This is a genomic window from Exiguobacterium acetylicum DSM 20416 (assembly GCF_000702605.1).
GTDB classification, from domain to species: domain Bacteria; phylum Bacillota; class Bacilli; order Exiguobacteriales; family Exiguobacteriaceae; genus Exiguobacterium_A; species Exiguobacterium_A acetylicum.
Genome location: NZ_JNIR01000001.1, coordinates 2101821 through 2125313, shown reverse-complemented (window position 1 = coordinate 2125313; position 23493 = coordinate 2101821). Strand labels below are relative to the sequence as shown.

The following is a 23493-nucleotide window of genomic DNA, read 5'->3' as shown; positions in this document are numbered from 1 at the left end:
GTCACATTTGGCAGCGTCACGACGGAACTATAAAAGCGAGGAAATTCACGGATGAGCCAGATTGTGATCTTAACGGATAGCACAGCCTATCTGCCAACTACCTATTGTGAAGAACATCAAGTGCACGTCGCACCACTTAGTGTCATCTTCGACGGTGACGCCTACCGGGAAGGGTTTGATATCTCGGTAGCGGAATTTTATGAACGCATCCAGACGGGCAGTCTCCCGACGACCTCACAACCGAACATCGGTGATCTCGTGTCGTCGTTCGAGCAGTTGCCAGAAGGAACAGATATCATCGGTATCACACTATCAAGTGGGATCAGCGGAACGTACCAAGCGTTACATACGATCAACATGATGGTGGATCATGTCAACGTCCATCCAGTCGATTCACGTATTTCCTGTATGCCGCAAGCGTTTCTCGTCCAAGAAGCCGTTCGTTTGCGAGATGCAGGAGCGACGGCAGAGACGATCGTCCAGCGTCTTGAGACATTAAAGGAACAGATTCGTGCGTATTTCGTCGTCGACGATCTCGAACACCTCCAGCGCGGAGGACGTTTGAGTGTCGCGCAGGCATTCGTCGGCTCGTTCCTGAAAATCAAGCCGGTCCTTCATTTCGTTGATGGAAAAATCGTTCCGTTTGAAAAGATTCGAACGTTTAAGCGGGCAGTCAATCGGATTGAGGAAATGATGAAGGAAGATATTAATGGTGACGGAGCAGGTTATGTCATCGGTGTCATCCATGCCGAGGATTCTGCGAAAGCAGAAGCGGAGATTGCTGAACTGAAGGCACTTTTCCCGAAGGCACGCATCGAGATGAGTGTTTTTGGACCCGTCATCGGTACACACCTCGGACCAGGGGCAATCGGTGTCACATGGTATCACGCAGCAGAATAAGATAGGAACGGAAGCAGTAGGAATTCTCTCCATGAGGATACCTGCTGCTTTTGTTTTGTCAAAATCCTCGAAATTCATGAATGATCCTAGGGAAACGACTTTTTAGAGCTTGAAGAATGACGTTATCTCGAATTCTGCGAGTCAAAAGCTCGAGTTGAGTAGTGGAACGCTCACAAGGAGATGCCGAACGCCCGCGAGAAAGAGACGAAACAGAAAAGGAGAGATGACGATGGATCTTCGAGGACGACTCGTACCTGTTGAATGGCTCGACGCACCACAAGCGACACACCGATTCAGACCAGCTGTGACATGGCGTTGCCAGCGGTGTGGCGCGCTTCCAGTGCGAGGGGATTGTACTTGTGGTAAAGCCTGTTATTATTGTCGGAAATGTCTCGCTTACGGCAAACTGCGAAGCTGCGGACGACTCGTGACGGATCGGCGGGCGCTTGATCCGGTGACACCAGCCCAACATGGACCGTTGACGTTGACGCCGGCGCAACTACGCATTGCTCAAGTGATCCAACGAACGGTTCTAACTGAAAAACGGCTTCTCGTTCATGCTGTGTGTGGTGCCGGGAAGACACCGATGCTTTTCCCGGGAATCGCAGACGCTCTCGCTAGCGGACGCCGTGTGCTTGTCGCAGCACCACGGGCAGACGTCGTCCGGGAATTGACGGGACATTTGAAGCGGGCATTCGCTGACGCTTCCATCGTCTCCTTGTATGGTGGTTCATCGGACCGTCTTGAACTGGGTGACATCACGGTCAGTACGACACATCAATTGATTCATTACCGGAATTGTTTCGACGTCGTCTTTTTGGATGAGGTCGATGCGTTTCCGTACCGGCTCGACCGGACGTTACATCAATACGTCAAGCGCGCGATGACGAAAGATGCCGCGCTGATTTTATTAAGTGCAACGCCTTCGTTTTGGCATCGACGGTTTCCCACGGTTCGGCTGATGCGACGTTATCATGGCTATCCGTTACCGGTCCCAAAGCTCGTCGTACCGTATAGCGAACAGCTCGTGTTCGATTGGTTGGCGCGTCATAACGCTGTACCACGGCTCGTCTTTGTTTCACGGATCGCAGAGCTCGAGCGATGGCAAAACCGATTCGCGACAGCGGGCTATGACGTCGAGACCGTCCATGCCGCAGATTCGGAACGAGTCGAGAAGGTCCAGCGTTTTCGACAATCGACAGGAATCTTACTGACGACGACGATTCTTGAGCGGGGTGTGACGATTGAAAACGTTCAAGTCGCGATTCTGGATGCTGATCAAGGATTCAGTACGGCAGCCCTGATTCAAATCAGCGGACGAGTCGGACGATCGTCGGCATATCCGGATGGTGACATTTTATTTTGCGCCAATGACCGGAGTGATGCGATGTACGAAGCGATCCATGAGATCAAGAAAGCGAACGCCGTGCAACCATGAACCGATGTCTATTCTGTCAAGAGGTCTATCTACCTAGTTGGGAACTTGGAAATCTCTGGACTAGGCAAGTGACCTGTCCGACCTGTAAAATAAAGTTTGTAAAAAGAGGGGAATGCGTCGATTGTGGAAAGCCGGGTCCAGTGTGCTGTGCAGACTGCGCAGAATGGCGAAGACAAGGACTGACGCTTCAAACAGCACCTCTTTATTTATACAATGATGCAGCGAAGGATTTCATGCATCGCTTCAAGTTTCTCGGTGATACTGCGTTGCTTGAGATGTTTACCGATGACTTGAAGAAGGTAAAAATCAAACAAGCAGTTCTTGTGCCGATACCGCTAAGCATCGAGCGTCTCTCGGACCGCCGTTTCAATCAAGCAGAGCTGATCGCACGTCGGATGCGCGGAAAGATTGTTCCGTGTTTAAGTCGTCTCGATGGTCCAGAACAAAGTAAGGCGGGACGACAAGCGCGACTTGCGCGTAGCAACCCGTTTTGCGTAACGAGTGACGTCAAGGGGAAGAACATTGTACTTATCGATGATGTCTATACGACAGGTACGACGCTTCGCCAAGCGATGTTTCGACTCAAGGAAGCGGGAGTGAAAGAAATTTCTGCTGTAACTTTATTTCGAAGTGTTTAAGAAAGTAACATTCCTGCCGATACTCTATGTGAGGTGAAGGAAATGGATGTCATCAATTGTAAATCTTGCGGGAAGTTAGTCGTGCGTCAATCTTCAGAACTGTGTATTGATTGCATACGAAAGGATCATACGGATTTTGAGAAGGTACGCGAATTTCTGCGAGAACGACGAAAAATCCGGACTTCACCTAAAGATGTCGAGATCGGAACGGGTGTTAGTCGAGATACCGTCTTCCGTTACATCAAGGAAGGGCGCTTATTGATCTCCGAGATTTCCCAGATGGAAATCATGTGTGAGAGTTGCGGGAAGCCCTCCCGTGAAGGCACGATTTGTGCCGCATGTCGTGATCGTTTACGACGTGACCTCGCCCAGGCGATGCTTGACTCTTCTGACTCTTCGAAACCAAGGACGTATCGGACTTGAACTAAGAATCTTGTAGTCTAGAAAGCAGGTGTTCACATGCGAATTGATTCTACGAAATGGGTGAACATGCCCAAAACGTACGAAAGAACTCAATCAGTAGAAGGAACAAAAAACCATACGAATCGTCCGGACGAAGTCAGTATCTCTACAGAAGCGCGTGCGCGTTTCAACGAGACACAGTCATCACGGACTGAAAAGATTGAATCCCTCAAACAGGCGATCCAGGATGGAACCTATAAACCGGATGCGAAAAAATCGCGGAACGTTTCTTGAACCTGTAAGTTGGACATCGTAGACAATGGAGGCGACTCGGGGCACGGATGCGCGGGTCGTTTTTTATATGAATGGAACCTTTTCAATTCGGAAGGAGAAACCGAATGCAACTCATCAATCAGCTTAACGAAGCGCATGCTCATTTACTTGCGCTCGCAGAAGAAAAGAAGCAAGTCTTGATTGCAAATGACATGCGTCGTTTGTCTGAAATCGTTAAAGAAGAACCCGTACATATCAAACGGATCGAAGCACTAGAACAAGAGCGGCTCGCACTGATGGGGAGCGTGACGATGACGGAATGGATCGCGACGCATCCGGAAGATGTCGACTCACTCCGAACGTTGTTGCAGACGATCGGTCAACTGCGGCAGCTCAACACACTAAACGCGGAGTTGCTGGAGCAATCCCTGTATTATTTGGATTGGCATCTCCAACTCTTGATTCCAGAAGCGGACGACTTCACATACGGACAGTCCGCACTGAACCAGACACACTTCAATCGAAACGCGTAAGGAGGAATACGGATGGGATCGACTTTCATGGGGCTTGAGACAGGACGTCGGGCATTAACGACGAACCAGTGGGCTCTGCAATCGACTGGAAATAATATTGCGAACGCCGGAACGGAAGGATTCTCTCGCCAGCGTCTCGTCATGGGAACGACGGAACAACTTTCGATTTCACTTGGATCTGGACGAAATGGACAAGTCGGAACTGGGGTCCGCGGAGAAATGCTCGAGCGAATTCGAGACGTCATGCTCGATAAGCAGTACCGGGATGAAGTGACGAAGGTCTCTTATTACGGTACGAAACAAGCGGCATTCGGGCGGATGGAAGATATCATCAATGAACCGTCTGACACCGGTCTTGCAAAAGCATTCGATGGATTCTGGGAATCACTCCAGACCTTGTCGACGAATCCGCAAGATTCAGGTGCACGCAGTGTCGTCCGACAAAAGGCGGAGACTCTTACGCAGACCTTCAATTACATGGCAAAAGCGATCAATCAAGTCAAAACAGACTTAAAAAGTGAAATCGAGGTCTCGACGAAAAAAGTCAACGACCTCTTACAAAAAATCCATAACATCAATACGGAAATCCACGTTGTCGAACCACTTGGTGCTTTACCAAACGCACTCTACGATGAACGAGATCGTTACTTTGATGAGCTTGCTCAATATGTCGATTTCGAAAAAGTGACAGTAGATGCTCAGGCGATCGAAACAGGACAGATGGGGAATGCGTTGCGCAATGCGGAAGGGCGCATCGACGTCAACATCAAGTTTCCGAACGGGGACAAGCTGCTTGCTGTCGACTCCGATTTACCGAAAGCGGGCACACTGACGTTCACGACGAACGAACAGGGACTTTACACCGGCTTTAAGTCTGAGACACAAACCTATACGTTTGATCAGCTCGGCGGCTTCTCAACAGGACGTTTATCAGGACTAATTGAGATGTACGGGCAAGAGCGAGACGGAAAAGCCGTCGGGGAATACGTCAAGATGGAAAGTCAACTCAATGAGATGGCAAAGACATTCGCGAATGCCTTTAACGCTGCGCATGCGACGAACTTGAAGAAAGATGGTACAGCGGGATCAAACGCCTTCTTCGCATCAACAAGCGGTGACATCACGGCAGCAACGATCTCCGTCGGTTCGGACATCAAGGCGAGTCTTGATAACATCGCGACGTCGACGGACGGTAACATCGGGGATAGTCAAGGGGCATTGAAACTGGCGAAGATGAAGACAGCGAGCATCGAATTCACGGAGTCGAAAACGACGACGACGATCGGCTCGTTCTATCAAAACGTCATCGGCGATATGGCGGTCTCGACCGATCAGGTCGGACGCCTTGGTAAGAGTGCTGCTGTCTTGATGGAAAGTGCGGATCAGCGCCGCATGTCGATGTCTGCCGTCTCGATCGATGAAGAGATGACGATGATGATTCAGTATCAACACGCTTATAATGCAGCAGCACGAAATATTACGACCGTCGATGAGATGCTTGATAAAATCATCAACGGTATGGGACTCGTAGGACGGTGATGAATAGATGAGAGTAACACAAACGATGTTGACGAAAACGAATATCGGGCACTTATCCTCAAGCTATCAGCGCTTGAGCACGCTTCAGGAACAATTGATCAGTGGGAAGAAGATTCAACGTCCGTCTGAGGATCCAGTCGTTGCGATGCAAGGCGTGCGTTACCGGACGGAAGTACGAGAAGTCGAACAGTTCAAGAAAAATGCCAGCGAAGCAACGGGCTGGATGGACTTGACGGATTCTGCCCTTAACGAAGTCACATCAGCGATGAGTCGGATTCGTGAGTTGACGACACAAGCGGCGACGGATACGTATGATGCAACACAACGTAAAGCGATCCAAAGCGAAGTCGGTCAATTGATTGAACACATCGGAACGCTCGCGAATACGAAATACAATGAAAAAGGCATCTTCAACGGAACGAAGACGGATACGGCATTCGTCTCGATGGACGGATTGCGTGATTACTTAGCGAGTACAACTGGTCCTGTTGACGGTGTCTTCACGGATGGGGATCCGACAGGTAAGGAGACGGAATCCATCAATTATGAAGTTTCTTCTGGTATCGAAGTCCAAGTTAACATTTCACCACTCAGCGTCTTTGGACCGGAAACGTTCCAAACGTTGAAAAAAGTATATGATGCACTCGGTACGAACGCTGATAACAACGGGGCTACCTTATCCGGGATGTTGAAAGATATCGATGAGATGGTCAATGGAACGGTCGAGACACGTGCAGATCTCGGAGCACGGGTCAACCGGATGGATTTGAACACATCACGGCTCGAGGACCAAGAAATCATCGCGAAGACGGTCATGTCGGATAACGAAGACATCGAGGCAGAAAAAGTCATCATGGAGCTGAAGTCATACGAGACGTTACACCGCGCAGCACTCAGCGCCGGGGCACGAATCATTCAGCCGACATTACTCGATTTCCTACGATAAGGGGTGAAGGCAGATGAATCTTCCGCATCTTGAAATACGTCAGACGGCGGCACGAATCGGGATGAACATCACGCGTCCGCAAATCGAGCAGAAGCAGACACCTGCCTCCCTGTCGATCGAACAACCACGTGGGGAACTATCGATTGAAACCGTCGCGGCACGCCTTGAGATCGATTCGACGCAAGCCTGGATCGAGATGGGGCGCGTTCCTGCGCTCGAATCCGTTCGGCAGTATGCTACTTATGGACGACAAAAAGGGCAGGAAGCTGTCGCGAAACGAGCCTCTGAAGGCGATCAACTGATGCGGATCGAGCAGGGCGGTGGAACTGTCGCGCGGATTGCGAAAGCCAATGATACACCACCTGCTGAAGTGGCGACTCTCGGATTCATTCCGCGGAGCCTCGATCGAGTCAAGACGACCTATACACCGGCTGAGGTACGATTAAGTTATACCGCGAATCGTCCGAAAATCGATGTCGAAACGCATCGACCGGAACTGACTGTGAAAGAAGGTCAGGTCGACATTTATCTACAAGAACAAAATCAACTGAATATGTGGCCGGTTGGTGGCATATTCGATGGGGAAGGATAACGACATGCAGATCGAAACGGATTTTTTTGGAACCATTACGATTGACGAGACGGAAATCATCACCTTCGCGTCCGAATTACCAGGTTTTCCGGAAGCAAAACGCTTCATCTTGCTCCCGTTCGGAGAAGGCGTTCCGTTCTGGTCGTTTCAATCGATTGATCAGCCGGAGTGTGCCTTCGTCGTGACGAACCCGTTCTGGATTGATCCAGAATACGTCTTCGAGTTGCCGGAAGCAGCAAAAGAGCAACTCGGAATCGAGGATACGGCGCAAGTCGCCGTCTATACGACGGTCACATTACGCGATCCATTCACGACGTCGACGACGAACTTACGAGCACCTTTCGTCATGGAAACGAAACAACGACTCGCAAAACAAATCATCCTAGACGATACATACACGAATCGTCATCTGATCGGTAGTCTGACGGAAGTAGGTGGTCGCTGATGCTCGTACTGAAACGAAAGACGGGAGAAGCGATTCAAATCGGTGACGACATCGAACTGACGATTCTTGCGATCGAAGGTGACCAAATCAAGATTGGTATCAAGGCACCACGGCAAGTCGACATCCATCGTAAGGAAGTCTACTTGTCGATTCAAGAAGAGAACACGGAAGCGTCTCGTAGTACTGGATTGATCGGACAACTCTTGAAACAACAGGAAAAATGATTCCATTTGAATGTCATCGGAACGTATCTTTTTGATGAACGATGCGCTTCAAACGAGGACGAAAAGACTCCCTTTGCCCGAATGTGCTGCAAAGGGAGTCTTTCTTATCATGAAACAAATGCTGAAACGCGTTGAATCGTGTATAGTAATGAAGAGAAAAGAAACCTTTTGAGCCAAAGAGGGAGTTGTCAGGAATGAATGAGACGAAGCAGCTGAAAAAAGACGCGAACCGTGTATTAAAAGCGACGAGTCGCACCTTCTATATCCCGATTAGTCGACTATCGCAAGACTTACAGGAAGCGGTCGGTGCTGCTTATCTATGCATGCGTGCCATCGATGAGATTGAAGACCATGAGGACTTGGCGACGGACGTCAAGACGATGTTACTTCGCGAGACGGCGTTATTGATGCGGGGCACGTTCTCCGCTACGACCTATCTCGAGTTGATTGCGCCTTACACGGCGCATCTACCGGAAGTAACACTCCGTCTACCGGAGTGGATCGCCTATTGTCCGGCCGCGATTCGTCCGAAGGTCCTCGATTCGACGGCGGAGATGGCAGAAGGGATGGCGGTCTGGGCAGAGCGTGACTGGACGGTCGAGACGGAAGCGGATCTTGACGAGTATACGTATTATGTCGCTGGACTCGTCGGTGTCATGTTATCCGACATTTGGTACTGGAAGGCTGGTATCGTCACTGATAAACAGCAAGCGATCGGATTTGGTCGTGGTTTACAAGCCGTCAACATCCTGCGTAACCAACAGGAGGATGCGGAGCGTGGTGTCGGTTACTTCCCGCCTGGTTGGACGACGGATACGATGTTTGCTTATGCGCGTGAGAATCTCGCAGAAGCCGATGCCTACCTTGCGTCCATTCCGAAGGAGACGACGATTTATGAATTCTGTCACATTCCACTTGCACTCGCACATGGAACGCTGGATGCCCTTGCAAAAGGGAAAGAAAAACTCAGTCGTCCGGAAGTCTTGAAGATCGTCGGCGCTGCCGTACTAAAACGATAAGCACAAACAACAGCCGCTCGTTTCCGTCAAGGAAGCGGGCGGCTGTTCGTTTAACGTAATAAGTAAAGGGTCAGTCCGATCAGGGCGGAACCCGTCCAAATCAAGGCGATCGTTCGTCCGTACGGTAAACGATAGCCGGCACGGCGGGAGACGAGCAGTCCGATCGTCATGACTGTCAGTGCGACGAAAAAGGTCAGGAACAACGATAACTGTTGCATGTCAATCTCCTTTCATCAATGCAGATCTGACAAGTACGTCATGACTTTCTCTTCATACGCTTTTCGGTCGTGCGCATACGACTGGACGTGTCCACCGTTTTCCGTCACGTAGAGCTCGGAGCGCGGCGCCGCCTTTTGAATCTTCATGCTTTCCGTGACTGGAATCGCATCGTCGTCCTTCCCGTGGATCAACAGGATTGGATACTCAATCCGTCGAACCGCTTCAATCGGTTTCACCCGTTCTGGATTGAGACCCGTCAGAGGTGGCGTGATCTCCAGAATGATCGGGGTGAACGGGAAGTTCGGTAATCCGCTCCAGACAGGCAGGTTCGTTGCGAGATAGTTCTCGAGATCGCTAAACGGGCTGTCGGCGATGACACCGACGACGTCCGCCTTTGGAGCGGTCACGAGTGATGTTGCAGCACCCATCGAGATCCCGTAGAGGACGACTGGTTTTGAAGACCGTGACTTCGCGTAGCGAACGGCCGTCAGCAAATCATCTTGTTCCTTTGCACCGACCGTGACGCGTTTTCCGTCCGATTCACCGGATCCCCGGAAATCAAACGTCAAGACATTATAGCCAGCGTCGTGGAACTTCTTGAATAACGGGAAGACTGGAACATCTTCTTGCTCCCGGTTCTTGCCGTAACCATGGGCGAAGACGACCGTCAGTTTTGCGTCCTCGCTAGGCATCCACCAGCCAGACAAACGTGTCCGGTCTTTATAGGAGCGGAAGGTGACGTCCTCATAGTCGAGTCCTTCCGCTTTTTTCGGTGTCGTCGTCAATGCTTCGCGCTCCGGTTGCGTCAACGATGAGCCGACATAAGCGGAAATCCCGATGACGACGATGACGGCAAGCGTCACGATGACAATCACCCCGCCGATGATTTTCTTACGATGTTTTTTCCACACCCGTGTTCCTTCCTTTCGTTCGGTTAATGGATATCTTTTTTCTTGAAGCGACCGCCGTGGACATCATGGATGTTGCCGATCGCAATGAAGGCTTGCTCATCGAAGTCGCGGACGATGTCTTTGAGTTTCGATTCCTCGAGGCGACTGATGACGCAAAAGATGACTTTTTTGCCGTCGCCGGTGAAGGCACCTTCTCCGTTTAAGTACGTCATGCTTCGACCAAGTCGGTCCATGATTGCAAGACCAATCTCTTCATAATTCTCCGAAATGATCCAGACACTCTTCGACTGATCGAGTCCATCGATGACGACATCAATCGTCTTGAAGGCAACGAAATAGGTGATCAACGAGTACATCGCCCGGTCCCAACCGAAGACGAATCCAGCGGCGCCGAGGATGAAGACGTTGAAGAACATCACGATCTCACCGACTGAAAACGGTGTCGAGCGGCTGAAGGAGACAGCGAGAATCTCGGTTCCGTCGAGTGAACCGCTCGAACGGATGACGATTCCAACGCCGATTCCAAGAATCAAGCCACCGAAGACGGTCGCGAGCAAATCCACGCTCGTCAGCGGACCGATGTGTTCGAGGAGTTTCGTTGCGATCGCCATGACGAAGATTGCGTATAACGTCGATAGGGCGAACGTCTTTCCGATTTGTTTGTAGCCAAAAAAGATGAATGGAATGTTCAAGAAGAACAGCCATAAGGCGAGCGTCGTATCGGTCACTTTTGAGCCGATGATCGAGATTCCGACAATCCCGCCATCGATGATGTTATTTGGAACAAGGAATCCTTTCAGTCCAAGCGCGAAGATGATGGCACCGATCGTCAGCATCAGGAATCGTCGAAAAAGCTGACCTTTCGTAGAACGGCGATGATGTTTCGTAGGTAGTGGTGACTGCATGCCATTCCTCCCTTCTGAAGTAAAACGCTTTACGATTACTATAACAAAAAAGCACGAAGACGTGTGTGAACGTCTTCGTGGAGAGGTCAAGGGCGATAGCGTAACGACTGGAAGAAGCGCATGATCTGTTCCGCTTCTGTCGGATTCGTGTATTCGCCGATATATTGTTCATCTTCCTGTCCGTTGATCGTCACTGTACAAGTGACGAGTTGTAATCCTTCACTCAATCGAATCTCAAACGTCGCATCTGACAACGGCAACGACGTCTTCGTCGAAAAGTAGATCGCACGCGTGCTCGTCCGATGGGCTTCGATATCGGAGAAGGGTAGTTCAAACGACTGGGTGTGATGTGTCAACATGCGAACTTTTCCTGAGACAGAGAAGCGAGGAACCGTATCGCTCGATAAGGAACAGGCTTCGATCGGATACAAGATCTCGCGCAGGAGGAACGATTCCATGACGTCCGCTGACACTGGGTGACTAAACAGGTAACCTTGGATACTCGGACAATTGAGCGTCCGGAACGTATCGAGCTGACGGAGCGTCTCGATGCCTTCTGCGACGACCGTTAGATTGAACTCACCTGCCATGTAGAGAATGCTTTTGACAATCGCTTGGGCTTTGGCGTCATCCGTAATGTGGGTCGCGAACTGTCGATCAATCTTGATGACGTTGATCGGATACCGTTGCAGGTAGACCATCGAAGAATAGCCTTTCCCGAAGTCGTCAAGTGCGATTCGAACGCCGATCCGACTGACGTATTCGAGCGTCCGACTCGTCATCGGGTCATCCATGATCAAGGCGGCTTCCGTGATTTCGAGTTCGAGTAATTCAGGTGCGAGCTGATACGTCGACAGCATCCGCTCGATATGATGTTCAAAACCAGGAATCAAGAATCGTTTTGGTGAGACGTTGACGGAAATCGGAACGAGCTCTGCCCCTGTCGTCTTCCAGTGCTGCATCGAACGACACGCTGTCTCGACGACCCAGTCGCCGATTGCGACATGTAAGGCACTCTCTTCGGCAAGCGGAATGAAGTCGTTCGGTGGAATCCGTCCCCATTCCGGGTGTTGCCAGCGAATTAACGCCTCGAGACCGACGATTTTTCCGGTCCAGCTATCGACCTTCGGCTGATATTCAAGGAACAGCTGATTACGTTCAATCGCATAATGCAAGTCCTGCTCAAGGCGATAACGACGATAGTAATCGATATCAAGATTCGATGCGTAGTGGTGCATCGTGCTGTGGTTTTCACGACGTGAGCGACGTAAGGCGGTATAGGAATGCTTCAATAATTCGACGGCGTCCGTACTGTCTTCCGGATACCGGCTGACCCCGACCGAGATCCGCGCAAACAAGGCATACGGTTCAATTGAGATCGGTGTTTCCGATAAGTCGAGCAATGACTGCGCACATGTCGTCACGTCTTGTTTATAGCTCGTCGGTACGAGCAAGGCGTACTCATCGCCGCCAAGGTGCCCGAGAAACGTCTCGTCCGGTTTCGTTTGTTGTAATAAAGCTGCCGTTCCTTGTAACCATTGGTCACCGGAACCGTGTCCAAAGGCGTTGTTGATCTCAGCGATTCGGTTGAAGGAGACGGTGAGAACGAAGAACGATTGATTCTTTTCTTGCCACGCGTCGATTGTCTCGATGAGCGCTTGCCGGTTTGGCAGGCGCGTCACGGCGTCACGTAAAGCAAGCTTCCGTAATTGTTCCTCGTACACTTTTTGAAGCGTGATGTCATGCATGATGCTATTCGTATAGGCAATCGTGCCGTCCAGTTGGAAGACCGGGATCTGTTGGTCCTCGATCCATTTGATACGACCATCTGGAAAGTGAAGACGGTACTGAATCGTTCCCGCCTGACCGTCGACTAACCGTCCGATGAACTGTTTCATCGCCGCATGATCGCGAACGTCTAATCGTTCGAATAACCATTCGTGACTAAGGATTAAGTCCTGCGGTAACTCTTCGAAGATGTGCAGGAACCCTTGTGAGTGAAAGAGAATTCGCCCCGAAATTAAGTCAATTTGCGAGATCGCGGCATTGACGGCTTCGTAGATTTCACGCGCCTGCGCCCGTTCCGTGACGAGTTGACGTCGTGCCTCGTCGACTTCCGATAAATCATACAGGACGACCGACAGATGATTTGGATGGTGCGGACGGTGAAAGGCTTTCAAGCGTAACAGCTGATAGGTATCGTCAGCCGTCAGCAGGGAGACTTCCATTTCAAAGCGTTCCTTTTCACCCGCAATCAAACGTTCCATCTCGAACTGAAGCGGATCGAAGTCACGTGGATGAATCCGACTGAACAGTTGTGCTTGATCGAGTGTCGTCGCATCGACTTCTGAAAGGCCTAAAAAATGCAGTAAGGCAGGGGAGAATTCGATCGTCTGCTTTTGAACATCAAAATGGAAGACGATGAGTTCCGGAATCTGTTCCGTCAGTTCGAGTTGAGAGCGAATCGACGTGACATCTTCTTCGAGTTGTGTCTCACGTGTGATATCACGCGCGACACCATAGACACCGATGACTTGTCCATCTTGTTCGACTGGCATGTTCGTGATCTTCAATGTGACCCGGTGTTGATCAGCGTGGAGTCCTTGTGCCGTATAATGAACGGTCTCGCCACTTAAGGCACGTGTGAAAAAGGCAGTCACCGCTTCGATTTGATCTGGCGGATTGAACACTGCGAAATGCTCATAGAGCGTCTCAGCGGAATAACCGAGCATGTCTGGTAACTGTTCATTGAAATAGATGATCGTTCCAGAGGCATCGAATAAAAAGATTGCATCTGTCTGTTGCTGAAAGAAGGCTTCCGCCGTTTCCGGACGGGACACTTCAAGTCCACCGATATAGAGTGGGGCTGTGTCGGATTGACGAATCCGATTCATCGCTTCATGAAAAGCCATCCACGTCACCTCCTTACAATACTAGCGTTCTCTTTACTAGTATCGGGTGTAGGAAATGGAAATTGCAACCTTCGTTCAAGAAATAGACTTATTTTTCAAAAAAGTGAACCAGTATATGAAAATCACGATCAAAAGACATCTGTCCTAAATCGAACACAAAAAAGCCGAAGCTCTCATGCAGGAGCTTCGGTCGAAATTTTAAATCGCTAAATCGATGGACGTGTCACTGGCATTTGGGTCCGCATCCGTTCCTTGATCCGGTGCGCCCGGCATGTCACCGTCCGGACCATGTCCGTGTCCGCGACCATGACCATCACGTGCAGGTCCTTTCTTGAGATCAGCGTAGCTTGAGGCTTCATCCGCGCGAGACTGGATGTGTTCTTTGATCTGTTTCGCTTGTTTGTCTGTCAGCTTGCCATCTTTGACTTGTTGATCAATCGCAGCAGTTTGTGCTGTCAGGACGGCTTTCTCGAAATCGGCGTAAGCGATCTTGTTCGCTTCCGCGAATTCAGGCAAGGATTGCTTTGCAGCTTCGAATTTCGCTTCATCGAGTCCAAGTTCTTTTAAGATTGCGGATGTCGAGTCACCGAAGACACCACCTGGTCCATGGTCACCACGCTTACTGTGATCACCGCGATCCGGAAGATCGTCGTAGCTCTTCGCGTCCTTATATTCCTCAGTCAGACGAGACTTGATTTCCGTTGCTTGTTTTTTCGTCATCTTTCCATCTTTGACGAGTTGGTTGAGTTCACTTGTCTGTGCCGCAAGCAATGCCTTTTTATAGTCGGCGAACTTGATCGACTGTGCCTTCGCATAAGCAGCAAGCGATTGATTCGCTGCGTCGAACTTCGACTGGCTCAGTCCGAGTGCCTTCAAGACGTCGGCGATCAATGATTCATTGAAGAAACCTGATCCACCGTGGCGACCCATCGGCATCTTGTCTTTGAGTTCAGCGTAGCTCTTGACGCCACTGAACCGTTCCGTTTGACGCTTCAACATGTCGTCTGCTTGTGATTGTGTTAAGTCGCCTGATTTGACGAGACTTGCGAGTTGTTCCTTCGCTGCTGCGAGTTCTGCCTTCTTGTAATTCGCGAACGAGATTCCTTTTGCTTTTGCGAGATCGGCGATTGATTGCCCTTTCTCCCGGGCAGCATCTGCCTCAGCTTGTGTCAGGTTCAATTTTTTCAAGAGTAACGTCATATCATGTTTTTTCATACCTTCGAAGTGGTGCCCGTGTTTCGCTTGTTTTGTCGTGCTCGAGTCGTCGTTCGTCGCAGCGTATGCTGATGCGCCTCCGACTGTTAGTGCGCTAATTGTCAATGCAGTGATCCATTGTTTTTTGAATGTCATGGGATGATCACTCCTTTCACCTTTTATGGTAGAGGGTCACGAAAGAGAAGTTGTGAGGAAGTTGCAAAGAAACTGCGAAGAAAGGCAAATGAAGGCAAAAAGGCGCTACACTAAGAGTGGAGGGATGACCATGAACGTACTATTGATTGAAGATGAACAAAAGTTAGCGCAGGTGACGGCACGCTTCCTCCGGCACCATGCATATGACGTAACGATTGCTGGTTCGTTAGCAGAGGCGAAACAGTGCCTGACGAGAGCATTTGATGCCGTTTTGATCGACGTCCGCTTACCGGACGGGGACGGTTGGTCGCTCGTTCCAAGTATTAAATCACAAGTTCAGCCACCGGTCGTCTTCATGATGACGTCGCGCGGCGAGGCCGATGATCGCGTCTTCGGACTTGAACTCGGTGCCGATGACTATCTCGTCAAACCGGTCGTTCTGAAGGAGTTGACGATCCGGCTTGAACGGGCATTAAAAGTCCGTCCGATCGCTCGCCATGCGTTCGGTGACTTGACGATCGATGAGAAGGGACGCCAAGTCAAAACAGGTGAGCGGGTGATCAGTCTCGCAAAGATGGAGTTCGAACTGTTACTCTATTTTATTGAACACCTCGGGGAGGCACTCAGTCGGGATCAGATTCTTGATGACGTCTGGGGATACGCATTCGGAGGCGATACCCGGACCGTTGATACACACGTTAAACAATTGCGGGATAAGTTACCCGTCATTAAACAACAATTGAAGACGGTCCACCGGGTCGGCTATCGATTGGAGGCGATTGAATGAAACGACGTCCTTTGATGCGGAAGTTTTTATACGCTGTCGTCGGTCCGCTGCTCGTGATGGGGGTTCTTAGTTTCGTCTTGACAGCGTTCCTCGTCAATCGGTTCGCAGAAGGCGAACGGTACGATCAACTCGCCCGGGAAGCGAACATCATCAAACAAGCGATTGAAGCTGACACGCCGATACCGCGTGATATTCAAGGATTTTTGACGACCGACGGGTTGACGCAACGGATCGGGGTACGTGGACCGGCGGGACGGTTGCCACTTCTCGATAATCTCAAGAAGGAAGATGTCATTGAAGTGCAAGACGAACGATTGCTGACGTATCAGTTGACCGTTGATAGAACACGCATCACGACGGTTCGACAAGCACCACTGGCAAGTAGTGCGCTGAGCGGTGTTTATCTCGCGATCGGACTTGCGTTACTCGTGACCCTATTGCTCGCATCATTGCTTGCTTACTATATGGGACGGCACCTGACACGACCGATCGTCACGCTCCGTTCCGTTGCCCAAAAGATTGGTGCTGGCGAGACGGACGTTGTCTTGCCGGCACGACCGAAGGATGAAGTCGGGGAGTTGATTGACGCGGTCGACGAGATGCAGACGCAACTGAAACAAAAGGATCATCTACAAAAAACGTTCATTGCCGGCATCACCCATGACTTGCGGACGCCGCTCGCGATCATTCGAAACGAGACCGAGGCGCTCGCAGCAGGTGTCATTCCCGTTGCTGAACTGCCTGACGTGACGACGAGCATTATCGAGGAGACGGATCGACTCGGTCATCTGATTGATGAGACGTTGCTTTATTCGAAGCTTGCCGGTGGACGAATGCCGCTTGAAAAAACGGATGTGTCACTCGATGAACTTGTGCTTGCGACAGTCGAACGCCTGCGCGGGACGTTCACGCAAGCAGGACTGACGCTGGCGACGGAGCTACAACCGGTAAAACAGTCACTTGATCCACGGATGTTCGAACGTGTCCTAATCAACTTCCTAATGAACGCCCGTTTTGCTTCGCCCGTCGGCGGGACGGTCACCGTTTGTTTAACAAATGAAGAATTGACGGTCGAGGATGAAGGAACGGGTGTCCGAGCAGAAGACCGGGCGACGATCTGGGACGTCTACGTTAAACAAGAAGGCAGTGCCGGACATGGACTCGGTCTTGCGATCAGTCGGATGATTCTTGATAGTCATCAATTCGACTATGGTGTTCGAGACCGAAGTGGTGGGGGAGCAGTCTTCTACGTTCGGTTTTAAACGGATTCTATCAGGCATACAAAAAGAGAGGTCAGTTTTCGGAAACCATTCCGGAACTGACCTCTCTTGAATTAATGTAACGATTATTGACCGTCGTTCGCATGAACGAGACTTGGTTTGACGAGAGTATAAAACTCATCGCTCATCCCGACACGGCTGCCCATCTGGCAAGCGAGTTCGAGTGTTTCTTTATAGAAGTTCGCGACGAGATCATGATTCTTGATGTGCTCATCTTGCATCGCCTTTTTGACCCCGAGGACGACTTTTTCGATTTGCTCATCGGCATCATTACGGACCGGGACGACGTTTTCAGGAAGATCGACTTCCTTATCGTGTCCGTTGAAGCGGAACGATGCACCAAATCCGAGGTGCTCGAGGAAGAAGTGCGGTAACAGTTTACTAGCGAAGAACTGATGCCATTCCGTCTCTTTCATCGCTTCCATGTCACGCTTGAATGACGTTGTTGCTAGTGCATAGCGATCGTGTGTATCCTTCATGAACTTCTCGAGGATCGGAACCTGCATTGCAAACGCATTTTTGAGCAAGTTATCGAGCTGTTCTTGCGTTAATTGTTCTTGTTCAGTCATCGCTTTAACCCCATTTCGTTTCGTTATCCTTATCGTAAGAAATTTAGACAATTCCGTCAAATCTTTTTCGAGAATAGAGTTTACCTATTTCGCAAAAGGGAATCCATAACTATCAATCATTTTAGGGGGAGTCAGCATGAAACGAATCGCAATGACAGGAGTCTTACTCGGAGCATGTCTGACTCCAGTGACGGGCTTTGCAGCAAGTAACGTGACATACAGTAAAGGGGTCGTCGCGAATAAAACGTTCGGCTACACAGTCAAGACGACAGACGCGTTGAAGAAGGCAATCCAGCAAGACAAGGTCGAGCTCGTCAAGAACAAGACCGTTAAATCAAAATATGGTGTCGTGACGCGCAGTGGGACGTTCGCAATGTACTATAAAGTCAAGGGAACGGACCAACTACTCGTCAACTTGAACTACGAGCCGAAGAAGCTCTCAAAAAAACAATTCGACCGTGAAATCGGATATGGTACATATCTCGGAACGAAAGGTAGTAAAACGTACTACTACGTCTTACCGACAGAAGCTGTCAAAGGTGCTGTCGGCAAGAAAGCGATCGAAAACTTGATCGTCAAGGACGTTCCGCAGATGATGAAGACATTTAAACTGCAATGAGCACTAGCTTTTGCTAGTGCTTCTTTTATTCGTTCGGTATAGTTAAAAATGAGGTGAGTGAATTATGGAATGGAACGTCACAGACGTCAAACAGACAACAGATGTATTACAACTTGAAAAATGTGTCAACGATCATGATGGCATTGAATTAAAAGTCGCAGCCGATTGGATTGGCGAGAACGATTTTGCTATCTATGATGGTGAGCAATTAATTGGATACTTGCAAGCATTCGCGTATTTACCGACGGAATGGGAATTAAACGTCTTCGTTGATCCCGATTACCGAAAACAAGGCATCTTCACAGCACTCGTTGAAGCAGCACGTGCGCGGGCGACAGAAGCGGGCGCCGAAGCCTTCACGTTCGTCATTGATGACGCCAGTGAATCAGGTCAAGCTGTTCTTGGACGGCTAGGGGCTGAGTACCGGATGACGGAGTACAACATGATCTTGAAGAAGGCGCAGTTGTTCTTAAAAGCAGATCCCGATTTCGAACTACGGGAAGCGACAGCGGACGACCGTCCGTTCATCGTCGAAACGCTCGGCAAATCGTTCGGGAACACGGACGAAGAAGCGGAATCGATCTATCAAGCGATTGAATCTGACGACCGGATCACGTTCATCGGTGCCGCCGGCGGCAAACCGGTCGGTGTTATTCGTGCTTATCTCGCTTCTGATACACAAGCGAGCATTCACGCGTTCGCGGTTCGTCCAGAAGCCCAAGGTAATGGCTACGGGAAAAAGATGCTGAAGCTGATGGTTCAAGCGTTATTCCGGACAGGACGGACACAGCTCGAGCTTGACGTCGAAACGGATAACGACCGGGCGCTTGATCTTTACAAAGAAGCAGGATTCGTCGTCCATCGTGGCTATCAGTTCCACGTGTTGGCGGTTTAAAATAATGAGCGATTGACGGAAATTCCAGTGCATGCTGGATGCTCAAGTTGCTCCACTCCTACAGGAAAAAGCGCAGTTGCGCTGTCAGAGACAAACAAGACCTGGCTCTTCGCCTAAAGCGAGAGAGTCGCGGCTTGTGTCTCGCCTGAGGAAAGGGAGCAAGCCTTGAGTACATTCGCCGATCGTTTTTTATTTGTTATTTTACAAACTAAACAAAAACGTTGGAACCTTTTCTGCAATCCGTCGTATACTAGACATATGGAAAAAAAGAGGAGGCGACGTCATGGAGAGTCGACAGGATTCATTGCGGACGTTGAAGTGGGTATCAGGTGGAATGGAAGCGGTACTTGGGATTCCGCTCTTAGGTGGTTCAATCGTCTTTTTCTCAGGTTATAATGCCCTGTGGTTGATGCTCGCGTTTCACATCGTCGTCGTCGTATTGACGGCACGTGCTGGGAATGTCTCAAAAGGGAACATCGTCGGGATCGTCGCATCAACGGTCGGTGTCATTCCGGTCGTCGGGATGCTCTTACACATGGCAGCAGCGATCACAATCTTACTTGACGCAGCGTTCAGCAACCGAATCGTTACACGAACACATGTCAAACACGTCGAACCGATTCGACCACGTCCGGTCCGTCGGGAACAAGAAAAACAAGAAGACCATCCGTTCTGAGTTTTTTTTCGTTGACAGCGAAAAACAAGCCGTGTAAAGTAAACAACAAGTTAAGCCATATCAATTACATCGACGACGCGGAGTAAGTATCGTCAACACTGCCGACCAAGCGAGTCAGGAATGGTGAGAGCCTGACACGGTAAGCTGAACGAGAATGGACCGCTGAGAGCCTGTTGAACCTTCGAGTAGACAGGACGGTTGCCCCCGTTACCGGGCTAGTTGGTTGTTGGACCAGCGACAAGTGGAGACGATTTTTCGTCTCAATCAGAGGTGGCACCGCGCGGATACAGGCGTCCTCTATGCATTAGCTGTTAGCTATGCGTAGAGGGCGCCTTTTGTTGTACGTCAAGGTATGCCGAATCATCCAACGCTCATCATATTTCTCAGGAGGCACTACACATGAAAAAGACATTGATCGCAGCGGCGAGCACGGCAGTCCTATTAGCAGGATGTGCAACGACAGAACCAACAGAAGACAAAAAAGCAGATAAGAAGGTCTTGCATACGATGGAGAGTTACGATCTCCTGTCGGTCGATCCGGCAGATGCCATCACGTCAAACATCTTCAACCAAATCTACGAAGGACTCTATCGCTTTGACGCGAACAACGAACTCGTTCCGGCGGCAGCGAAATCACATAGCGTGTCAGAGGACGGAAAAGTCTATACGTTCAAGCTTGACCCGAATGCCAAATGGTCGGACGGAAAGCCCGTCACAGCAGAGAATTTCCGCTATGCGTTCGAGCGTGTCGTCAAAACGAACTCACCGTTCGCTTACTTGCTTGAACCGATTGAAAAAACGACAGCGGTCGACGACGAGACACTCCAAATCGAACTGAAACGTCCGACACCATACTTCCTTAGCATGACGACGTTCGGCACGTATATGCCGGTCCGGGAAGATATCGTCAAAGCAGAAGGCGACCAGTTCGGGACGGATCCGAAGACAAACGTCTACAATGGACCGTTCACGTTCAAGAAATATCAAGCCGAGCAAGGTTATACGCTTGCGAAGAACGCTGAGTATGCGGACCGGAAGAACGTCAAGATCGATGAAGTCGACGTGAAGATCATCAAGGATCCGATGCTTGCAATCAACTTGTTCGAGTCCGGTGAACTTGATGTCGCACCACTTAACTCGGAAAACGTCGTCACGTATAAAGACCAAAAAGAGTACAACACGTTCAGTGACTCGCGGATGTTCTTCATTCGGATGAACGAAAAGACAGACGCTTTGAAAGACAAGAAAACACGTCAAGCAATCGACGCAGCGTACGATAAAAAAGCGATGACAGAGACATTGCTCGGAAACGGTTCACTGCCAGCGGATTACATCGTGCCGAAAGAACTTGATCCAAAGTATGACAATGCGCGTCAAATCGAATCATCGTATGATGCAGCATCTGCGAACAAAGTGCTCGCTAAACAAAATCTTGAGTTGACGATGTTAATCGAGGATGACGATGTCTCGAAAAAAATCGGTGAGTACATCCAAGGCGCGTTAAAGAAACAGAACGTTGACGTTAAATTGTTGTCACTACCGAAGAAAGAACGTCTCGCACGTGAAGGTCGAGGGGACTATGATTTGTCACTCGCGAGCTGGGCTCCTGACTATCAGGATGCGACGACATACTTGAATTTGTTCACGACCGGTAATCCATTTAACATGATGGACTACTCGAACAAACAGTATGACCGTCTCTTGAAACAGGCTGAAAGTGAACTCGATCAAGACAAGCGTCTTGCGTTACTCAGTAAAGCGGAAAGCTTGTTGCTCGACGATCAAGCAATCTCACCTGTCTACCAACGGAAGAATGCCTTCCTGCAAAACACAGAAGTCAAGAACCTCGCGCGACATAATGTCGGAACGGATATCTCATATAAGTATGTTGAGATTGAGCGGAAATAAGAAAGAGAGAGTGATGGATGTATTTAGTCCATCACTCTTTTTGATGTATTTTTGTCGTATCACTGGGAATCGTTTTTGAAAATCGGGTCAACTGACTTAAAACGGTTACAAAAGAAACCGATAGAGAGGACGGTGAAAGAAGATACAGGAAAGGGAGTTTCGGTTATGCGTAAATTACGAAGCAACTTGAAAGTACGGTTATTCTTTTGGGTCTTGGGCATCTCAGTCATCACGAGTGGTATCTCAGCCCAGCTCGTGCTTTATCTCCATCGTGGACTTGATGTCGCGGATACGAACGCGATCTGGATTGGAGCAGGGATTGGCTTATTGTTATCGTTGATTGGAACATCGTTGATTCAGCTGATTTTGCGTCAACCGATCAAAGCGATTGAAAAGGCAACAGAAACGGCACGCGAAGTCGCGAACGGCAACTTCAACGTCGATTTCGAGGAAGCAAAGCGCGGCGATGAAGTCGACCAATTGATGCATGAACTCGAAGTCATGGTTCTACATATCCGCAAACAAGCGACACAGATGGGAAGCTCAAGCGATAAGTTGACAGCGTCAGCGCAAGAGATTGCAGCAGCAGTCCAGGAAGGCAACGCGTCCGGTGAAAGCATTCGTTCAGCGATGGCAGAGCTATCCGCGAAGATGAACGAGAACGTCGATCAAGCCTACTTGTCGATGGATGCGCTCGGTGCCGTCAAACGGACGATGGATGAAGTCGCAAAAGAGATGAACGAAGCCTTGAAATCGGCAACGGTTATGCAAACGGAAGCGCAAAACGGCAAGACACTCGCAACGGATTCCGTCGAAGCAATGCATATGATTTCGAAGAAGATGGAACAGTCAGCGACACTGAACGGTCGTCTGACGGATATGACAGGTGAAATCTCGCGAATCACCGATGTCATCAGTGACATTTCAGCACAGACGAATTTACTCAGTTTGAACGCATCGATTGAAGCGGCACGCGCAGGTGAAGCAGGACGTGGTTTTGCCGTCGTAGCAGCAGAAGTCAAAAAACTAGCGGAACAGACAGCAACGTCCGCAAAAGAAATCACGGATTTGATTTCTGGAGTCAAACGTCTCGTCAATGATACGGCGAACGCGATGACCGATGTTCAAAGTGAAGTCGCGACTGGTGTTGGACTCGTTGAACAAGCAGGATCTTCTTTCGAAGAGATTCATCATTCGACAGAGAACGTTTACTCACGCGTTAAATCGGTTGACCAGCTCGTTGTCAAATCGGATCAGGAGATTGATCAAGTTGGCTTAACGACTGCGAATATCTTGGCAATGGTCGAGGAAGCGTCGAAACATGCGGAGCAAGTCTTGCAGGCATCGAGTCATCAAGCAGCATCGCTCGGTGAAGTGAATGGTGCGATGGAAGAGCTTGTTGCGGTAGCAGAGCAATTGCAAGCAGAGACAGGTGCGACGCGTCTTTAAATTATTAGGAAATCGTACATCTAAACCGGATGTGCGATTTTTTTGCATTTTTTTGAAAAAAGTT

At 49.8% G+C, this 23493-nt stretch carries 25 protein-coding genes and 1 other annotated feature; of the genes, 19 read left to right on the top strand and 6 right to left on the bottom strand.

All coding sequences use genetic code 11. The features are described 5' to 3' along the window. Window positions 1-51 precede the first annotated feature (51 nt). From P401_RS0111325 to P401_RS0111270, 12 genes are all read left to right on the top strand, one after another. Window positions 52-900: a DegV family protein gene (locus P401_RS0111325; protein WP_029342536.1), complete on the top strand. Its 849-nt coding sequence runs from the start codon at window positions 52-54 to the stop codon at window positions 898-900. Between the two features lie 229 nt (window positions 901-1129). Further along, window positions 1130-2338, top strand: coding sequence for a helicase-related protein (locus P401_RS0111320; protein ID WP_051656297.1), 1209 nt, complete (start codon window positions 1130-1132; stop codon window positions 2336-2338). 140 nt (window positions 2339-2478) lie between these two features. Further along, the gene (locus P401_RS0111315; protein WP_236627114.1) at window positions 2479-2976 is read left to right on the top strand and encodes a ComF family protein; all 498 of its coding nucleotides are present in this window, start codon (window positions 2479-2481) and stop codon (window positions 2974-2976) included. Window positions 2977-3018: 42 nt separating this feature from the next. Beyond that, on the top strand, window positions 3019-3399 hold the full coding sequence (locus tag P401_RS0111310) for a hypothetical protein (protein ID WP_029342533.1): 381 nt from the start codon (window positions 3019-3021) through the stop codon (window positions 3397-3399). Between the two features lie 36 nt (window positions 3400-3435). Beyond that, window positions 3436-3672, top strand: a complete 237-nt coding sequence (locus tag P401_RS17760) for a flagellar biosynthesis anti-sigma factor FlgM (RefSeq protein ID WP_236627113.1) — start codon at window positions 3436-3438, stop codon at window positions 3670-3672. A gap of 104 nt (window positions 3673-3776) precedes the next feature. Beyond that, on the top strand, window positions 3777-4184 hold the full coding sequence (locus P401_RS0111300; protein WP_029342532.1) for a flagellar protein FlgN: 408 nt from the start codon (window positions 3777-3779) through the stop codon (window positions 4182-4184). 12 nt (window positions 4185-4196) lie between these two features. Continuing rightward, window positions 4197-5723, top strand: a complete 1527-nt coding sequence (gene flgK, locus P401_RS0111295) for a flagellar hook-associated protein FlgK (RefSeq protein ID WP_029342531.1) — start codon at window positions 4197-4199, stop codon at window positions 5721-5723. 7 nt (window positions 5724-5730) lie between these two features. Continuing rightward, on the top strand, window positions 5731-6669 hold the full coding sequence (gene flgL / locus P401_RS0111290; protein ID WP_029342530.1) for a flagellar hook-associated protein FlgL: 939 nt from the start codon (window positions 5731-5733) through the stop codon (window positions 6667-6669). A 13-nt stretch (window positions 6670-6682) separates the two neighbouring features. After that, window positions 6683-7261: a DUF6470 family protein gene (locus P401_RS0111285; protein WP_029342529.1), complete on the top strand. Its 579-nt coding sequence runs from the start codon at window positions 6683-6685 to the stop codon at window positions 7259-7261. Window positions 7262-7265: 4 nt separating this feature from the next. Then, entirely contained in the window at window positions 7266-7706 is a 441-nt protein-coding gene (fliW, locus tag P401_RS0111280; protein WP_029342528.1) for a flagellar assembly protein FliW, read from the top strand. After that, on the top strand, window positions 7706-7930 hold the full coding sequence (csrA, locus tag P401_RS0111275) for a carbon storage regulator CsrA (protein ID WP_029342527.1): 225 nt from the start codon (window positions 7706-7708) through the stop codon (window positions 7928-7930). The genes fliW and csrA overlap by 1 nt, the downstream gene beginning before the upstream one ends. 194 nt (window positions 7931-8124) lie before the next feature. Further along, on the top strand, window positions 8125-8949 hold the full coding sequence (locus P401_RS0111270; protein ID WP_029342526.1) for a squalene/phytoene synthase family protein: 825 nt from the start codon (window positions 8125-8127) through the stop codon (window positions 8947-8949). 50 nt (window positions 8950-8999) lie between these two features. Here P401_RS0111270 and P401_RS18595 read toward each other — a convergent pair whose 3' ends face one another. The 5 genes from P401_RS18595 to P401_RS0111245 form a co-directional block, all read right to left on the bottom strand. Beyond that, window positions 9000-9167, bottom strand: a complete 168-nt coding sequence (locus tag P401_RS18595; protein ID WP_156772520.1) for a hypothetical protein — start codon at window positions 9165-9167, stop codon at window positions 9000-9002. Between the two features lie 15 nt (window positions 9168-9182). Beyond that, a complete protein-coding gene (locus P401_RS0111260; RefSeq protein ID WP_034786099.1) occupies window positions 9183-10079 on the bottom strand; it encodes an alpha/beta hydrolase in 897 nt (298 codons plus the stop codon). A 23-nt stretch (window positions 10080-10102) separates the two neighbouring features. Next, window positions 10103-10984, bottom strand: a complete 882-nt coding sequence (locus tag P401_RS0111255; RefSeq protein ID WP_029342524.1) for a YitT family protein — start codon at window positions 10982-10984, stop codon at window positions 10103-10105. 86 nt (window positions 10985-11070) lie between these two features. Next, window positions 11071-13896 (bottom strand): sensor domain-containing protein, encoded by a 2826-nt coding sequence (locus P401_RS0111250; RefSeq protein WP_029342523.1) that lies wholly within the window; start codon window positions 13894-13896, stop codon window positions 11071-11073. 198 nt (window positions 13897-14094) lie between these two features. Further along, entirely contained in the window at window positions 14095-15246 is a 1152-nt protein-coding gene (locus tag P401_RS0111245) for a hypothetical protein (RefSeq protein ID WP_029342522.1), read from the bottom strand. A 130-nt stretch (window positions 15247-15376) separates the two neighbouring features. Between P401_RS0111245 and P401_RS0111240 the strand changes: the two genes are divergently transcribed. Continuing rightward, complete coding sequence (locus P401_RS0111240) at window positions 15377-16033, top strand: response regulator transcription factor (protein ID WP_029342521.1); 657 nt, start codon at window positions 15377-15379, stop codon at window positions 16031-16033. Then, window positions 16030-17295: a HAMP domain-containing sensor histidine kinase gene (locus P401_RS0111235; RefSeq protein ID WP_029342520.1), complete on the top strand. Its 1266-nt coding sequence runs from the start codon at window positions 16030-16032 to the stop codon at window positions 17293-17295. The genes P401_RS0111240 and P401_RS0111235 overlap by 4 nt, the downstream gene beginning before the upstream one ends. Window positions 17296-17378: 83 nt before the next feature. On the opposite strand, the gene P401_RS0111230 is transcribed toward P401_RS0111235, so the two are convergent. After that, window positions 17379-17882 (bottom strand): hypothetical protein, encoded by a 504-nt coding sequence (locus P401_RS0111230; RefSeq protein ID WP_029342519.1) that lies wholly within the window; start codon window positions 17880-17882, stop codon window positions 17379-17381. A gap of 136 nt (window positions 17883-18018) precedes the next feature. On the opposite strand from P401_RS0111230, the gene P401_RS0111225 reads away from it, so the two are divergent. From P401_RS0111225 to P401_RS0111205, 5 genes are all read left to right on the top strand, one after another. After that, window positions 18019-18501: a hypothetical protein gene (locus tag P401_RS0111225; protein ID WP_029342518.1), complete on the top strand. Its 483-nt coding sequence runs from the start codon at window positions 18019-18021 to the stop codon at window positions 18499-18501. A gap of 64 nt (window positions 18502-18565) precedes the next feature. Further along, on the top strand, window positions 18566-19396 hold the full coding sequence (locus P401_RS0111220; RefSeq protein WP_029342517.1) for a GNAT family N-acetyltransferase: 831 nt from the start codon (window positions 18566-18568) through the stop codon (window positions 19394-19396). 283 nt (window positions 19397-19679) lie between these two features. Beyond that, window positions 19680-20072 (top strand): hypothetical protein, encoded by a 393-nt coding sequence (locus tag P401_RS0111215; protein WP_029342516.1) that lies wholly within the window; start codon window positions 19680-19682, stop codon window positions 20070-20072. Window positions 20073-20135: 63 nt separating this feature from the next. Then, window positions 20136-20373: a binding site (T-box leader), on the top strand. Window positions 20374-20471: 98 nt separating this feature from the next. Then, a complete protein-coding gene (locus P401_RS0111210; protein WP_029342515.1) occupies window positions 20472-21980 on the top strand; it encodes a peptide ABC transporter substrate-binding protein in 1509 nt (502 codons plus the stop codon). A gap of 165 nt (window positions 21981-22145) precedes the next feature. Then, window positions 22146-23429: a methyl-accepting chemotaxis protein gene (locus P401_RS0111205; RefSeq protein ID WP_029342514.1), complete on the top strand. Its 1284-nt coding sequence runs from the start codon at window positions 22146-22148 to the stop codon at window positions 23427-23429. Window positions 23430-23493 lie beyond the last annotated feature (64 nt).